Origin of the sequence: Kitasatospora sp. NPDC048545, from assembly GCF_040651155.1 — a bacterium.
Classification (GTDB): Bacteria; Actinomycetota; Actinomycetes; order Streptomycetales; family Streptomycetaceae; genus Kitasatospora.
The window spans coordinates 1-4,871 of record NZ_JBEZIQ010000131.1 but is presented as its reverse complement, the minus strand read 5'-3'; the positions used below and the strand labels follow the sequence as shown (position 1 = coordinate 4,871).

The window sequence follows — 4,871 nt, the reverse complement described above, 5'->3', positions numbered from 1 at the left end:
CTCCTCCAGCCACGCGCCGACGCCCCCGCGCCGGCTCAGCAACAACAGGTCCCGGACGCCGTGTTCCGCCACCAGATGCCGCGCGACGAGCCGACCCAGACCACCGGTCCCACCCGTGATCACCACCGTCCCCGAGCCCCAGCCCGCGGACGACCCGCCGCCCGCCACCCGGGCCAGTCTGCCCACCCGCACGGCTCCGGCGTGGGCGGTGAACTGGAAGTCTCCACCGTCCGCTTGTGCCCCGAGAGCGGGCAGTGCCGCCGTCACGTCCGACTCTCGCTCGACGTCGAGCAGGGCGAACCGGCCCGGGTTCTCCGCCTCCGCCGCCCGCACCAGGCCCCAGACCGCTCCGCCGGCCAGGTCCGCGACCTCGCCGCCCGGCACCGCGCCCCGGGTCGTGAACACCAGACGCGCGTCCGCGAAACGCGGCTCGGCCAGCCACTCCTGCACCAGGCTCAACGCCCACGCCGTCACCTCGTGCACGGCCTCGGGCGACTCGCCGCCCGCCACGGGCACGAGCACGATGTCCGGCACCTCGCCGGTCAGGTCGGCGAGCGACGGCACGTCCTCGCCCAGCGTGAGTGCCCGCGCCGGCCCGGTGGCACGCGCCGGGACGTCCACCCAGTCCAGCCGTAGCAGCGCCCCGGCCGACCCGGCCCGCCCGGCCACGGCGGCCGGCTCGCCCAGCGTCAGCGACCCCGCCGACAGCACGGGCCCGCCCGCCGCGTCCACGACCTCGACCTCGACCGCGTCCTCGCCGGCCGGGGCGACCCGCAGCCGGACGACGGCCGCGCCGGCCGCGTGCAGCGCCACCTCGTGCCAGTCAACGGGCACCAGCCGCCCGTCGTCGTCCGCCCTGGTCAGGGCCGCGATCTGGACAGCCGCCTCCAACAGCGCCGGGTGCAGCCCGTACGGTGCCGCATCCTCGGCCCGGCCCGGCAGGACCGCCTCGGCGAACACCTCGTCGCCCCGCCGCCACACGGCCTGCAGAGTGCGGAACGCCGGGCCGTGGTCCAGCGGCTCGTGGCAGGACTCCGGGTCCACGGCCACCGCGTCCGCCGGGGGCCACACGGAGGCGTCGAAGCCGCCCTCGCGCTCGCCGATGGCCAGCGTGCCGGTGGCGTGGCAGGTCCACGCACCGTCCACCGTGTCCTCCGGCCTGGCGTAGCAGCTCAGCGGACGCGTCCCGGCCGCGTCCGGGGCGCCGGCCACCAGCTGGACGACGACGGCGCCGTCCTCGGGCAACGCGAGCGGATCGGTGAGCGTCAACCGCTCGACCCGGTCGCAGCCCACCTGGTCCGCGGCCCGGACGGCCAACTCCAGGAACCCGGTCCCCGGGAACACAGCGACGCCGGCCACCCGGTGGTCGGCCAGCCACGGCTGCGCCCTGACCGACAGCCGACCGGTCAGCAGCACGCTGCCCGAGTCGGCCGGGGAGACCACCGCGCCCAGCAGCGGGTGTTCGGCCGGCCGCAGGCCCGCGCCGGTCACGTCACCGGTGCGCGCGGCCGGGGTGGGCCAGTAGCGCTCGTACTGGAAGGCGTAGGTCGGCAGGTCGACCCGCCGGGCGCCGGTGTCGTCGAAGACCCGGGCCCAGTCGACGGGGACGCCGACGACGTGGAGGCGGGCGAGCGCGGTCAGCAGGGTGCCCTCCTCCGGCCGGTCGGCGCGCAACGCCGGGGCCGCGACGTGGTCGGCACCCTCGTCGAGGGTCTGTGCGGCGAGGGCGGTGAGGACGCCGCCGGGGCCGAGCTCCAGGTAGTCCGTCGCGCCGGCCGCGTCGAGGGCGCGGACGCCGCCGGCGAAGCGGACGGCCTCGCGGGCGTGGCGGACCCAGTAGTCGGGGGTGCGGAGATCGTCGGGGTCGGCGAGGGCGCCGGTCAGGTTGGAGACGACGGGGATCGAAGGCGCGTGGTAGGTCAGCCCGTCGAGGACGGCCCGGAAGCCGTCGAGCATCGGGTCCATGAGCGGCGAGTGGAAGGCGTGGGAGACCCTGAGCCGCGTCGTCTTGCGGTCGGCGAAGTGCGCGCGGATCTCCTCGACAGCTCCCTCGGCGCCGGACACGACGACGGACGACGGGCCGTTGACGGCGGCGATCGACACGAACTTGCCCAGCAACGGCCGGACTTCGTCCTCCGTCGCCGGCACCGCGAGCATCGCGCCACCCGACGGTAGCGCCTGCATCAGACGGCCGCGGGCACGCACCAGCGTGCAGGCATCCTCCAGCGAGAACACCCCGGCCACATGCGCGGCCGCCACCTCACCGATCGAGTGCCCGGCCACGAACTCCGACTCCACGCCCAACGATTCGAGCAGACGGAACAACGCCACCTCGACCGCGAACAACCCCGCCTGGGCGTAAGCCGTCCGGTTGATCAGCCCCTCGTCCTCGCCCCACACCACCTCGCGCAGAGACGAGTCCAGCTCGGCGCACACCGCGTCGAAGGATTCGGCGAACACCGGGAACCTGGCATACAACTCCCGCCCCATCCCCAACCGCTGCGACCCCTGCCCGGAGAACAGCAGCGCGAGCCTGCGCTCCCCCGCCGCGCCGCGTGCCACCTCCGCACCGTCCACCAGCACCGCCCGGTGCCCGAATCGCGACCGCCCCGCCAGCGACAGCCCGACGTCCAGCGGCGAACCGGCCGCCCCCGCGAGTCCGGCCAGTTGTGCGTTCAGCGCGGCCTCCGACGCCCCCGAGACCACCCACGGCACGACAGCCGGCACGACGCCCGGCTCCCCGGCCTGATCCACCACGGGCGCATGCTCCACGATCACATGGGCGTTCGTCCCGCTGATCCCGAACGACGAGACCCCGGCCCGGCGCGGGTGACCGGCCTCCGGCCAGTCGCGCGCCTCCGTCAGGAGCTCCACCGCGCCCGTCGACCAGTCGACGTGCGAGGACGGCGCGTCGACGTACAGCGTCTTCGGCAGCACGCCCGCGCGCATGGCTTCCACCATCTTGATGACGCCCGCGACCCCGGCCGCCGCCTGGGTGTGCCCGAGGTTGGACTTCACCGAGCCGAGGAACAGCGGCCGTTCGCGGTCCTGCCCGTAGGTCGCGAGCAGGGCCTGGGCCTCGATCGGGTCGCCCAGCGTGGTCCCCGTGCCGTGCGCCTCGACGGCGTCGACCTCGGCGGGCGAAAGCCCCGCGTTGGCGAGGGCCTGGCGGATCACCCGCTGCTGGGACGGGCCGTTGGGCGCCGTCAGGCCGTTCGACGCACCGCCCTGGTTGACGGCCGATCCGCGAACGACGGCCAGCACCGGGTGCCCGTTGCGGCGGGCGTCCGAGAGCCGCTCCAGCACCAGCACACCGGCGCCCTCCGACCAGCCCGTCCCGTCGGCGCCGTCCGCGAACGCCTTGCAGCGCCCGTCCGTGGCCAGTCCGCCCTGGCGGGTGAAGCCGAGGAAGCTCATCGGCGTGGACAGGACGGTCACGCCGCCGGCCAGCGCCAGGGTGCACTCACCGCTGCCGAGGGACTGCGCGGCCAGGTGCATCGCCACGAGCGAGGAGGAGCACGCGGTGTCGATCGTGAGCGCGGGGCCCTCCAGGCCGAAGCAGTACGACACCCGGCCCGAGATCACGCTGTTGGCCAGCCCGGTGCTCGCGTGGCCCTCGACCTCGTCCCGGGAGTTCATCACCAGCGAGGCGTAGTCCTGTCCGGTCGTGCCGACGAAGACGCCGGTGCGGGTGCCGCGCAGCGCCGTCGGGTCGATGCCCGCCCGTTCGAACGCCTCCCAGGACGTCTCCAGCAGCAGGCGCTGCTGCGGGTCCATCGCGAGAGCCTCGCGCGGCGAGATCCCGAAGAAGCCGGCGTCGAAGTCCCCGAGGCCGGCGAGGAAGCCGCCCTGGCGGGTGGCGCTCACGCCGTGGCCGGTGCCGAACAGTGCGTCGAGGTCCCAGCCTCGGTCGGTCGGGAAGTCGGTGATGCCGTCGCGGCCATCGCTCAGGAGCCGCCAGAGGTCCTCGGGTGTCCGCACTCCGCCGGGCAGGCGGCAGGCCATGCCGACGATCGCGATCGGCTCCCCGGCGTCGGCGCGGGTGGCGGCCTCCGGAGTCACCACGTCGTCCTCTTCGCCGAGGAGTTCCCCGAGGAGGTGCGCGGCGAGCGCGTGCGGGGTCGGGTAGTCGAAGACCATGGTCGCCGGGAGCCGGAGCCCGGTGACGTCGGCGAGGCGGTTGCGCAGCTCGATCGCGGTGAGGGAGTCGAATCCGAGGTCCCGGAACTCCCTTCCGGGGGCGACCGCTTGGCCCGAGGCGTGGCCGAGGACGCCGGCCGCCTCCGCACGGACGAGGTCGACGACGTGGCGCAGCCGGTCGGTCTCGCGCAGCTCGACGAGACGGGCGGCGAGAGCGGCACCCGCGCCCGTGGTGCTGACGGCGGTACGGCGCGCGGCGGGCAGGAGGGCGCGGAACATCGTGGGCACCTCGCCACGTGGGCGAGCGCCGGCGGCCATGCGGCCGGTCGCGACCAGGTAGGGCTCGTCGAGGGACATGGCGGCGTCCAGCAGGGCGAGACCGTCCTCTTCGGTGAGGGGCGGGACGCCGGAGGCGTGGATGCGGTGCAGGTCGGCTTCGGAGAGAGTCCCGGTCATGCCGGCGGTGGGCACCCAGGCTCCCCAGCCCAGGGACTGCGCGGGCAGGCCCTGCCGGCGGCGCCAGTGCGCCAGCGCGTCCAGGTAGACGTTCGCCGCCGCGTAGTTGCCCTGGCCCGCCGTACCCATCACGCCGGAGATGGAGGAGAACAGGACGAAGGCCTTGAGGTCCTGGTCCTCGGTCAGCTCGTGCAGGTTCCACGCCGCGTCCACCTTCGGGCGAAGGACGCCCGACAGCCGCTCGGGCGTCAGCGCGCTCACGACGCCGTCGTCCA

The 4,871-nt window shown here is 75.0% G+C and carries 1 protein-coding gene; it reads right to left on the bottom strand.

Annotated elements, in window-relative coordinates; genetic code table 11:
* A partial coding sequence (locus tag AB0D10_RS45730; protein WP_360268874.1) for a beta-ketoacyl synthase N-terminal-like domain-containing protein occupies positions 1 to 4,857 on the bottom strand: 4,857 nt, incomplete at its 3' end.
* Between the last annotated feature and the right edge of the window lie 14 nt (positions 4,858 to 4,871).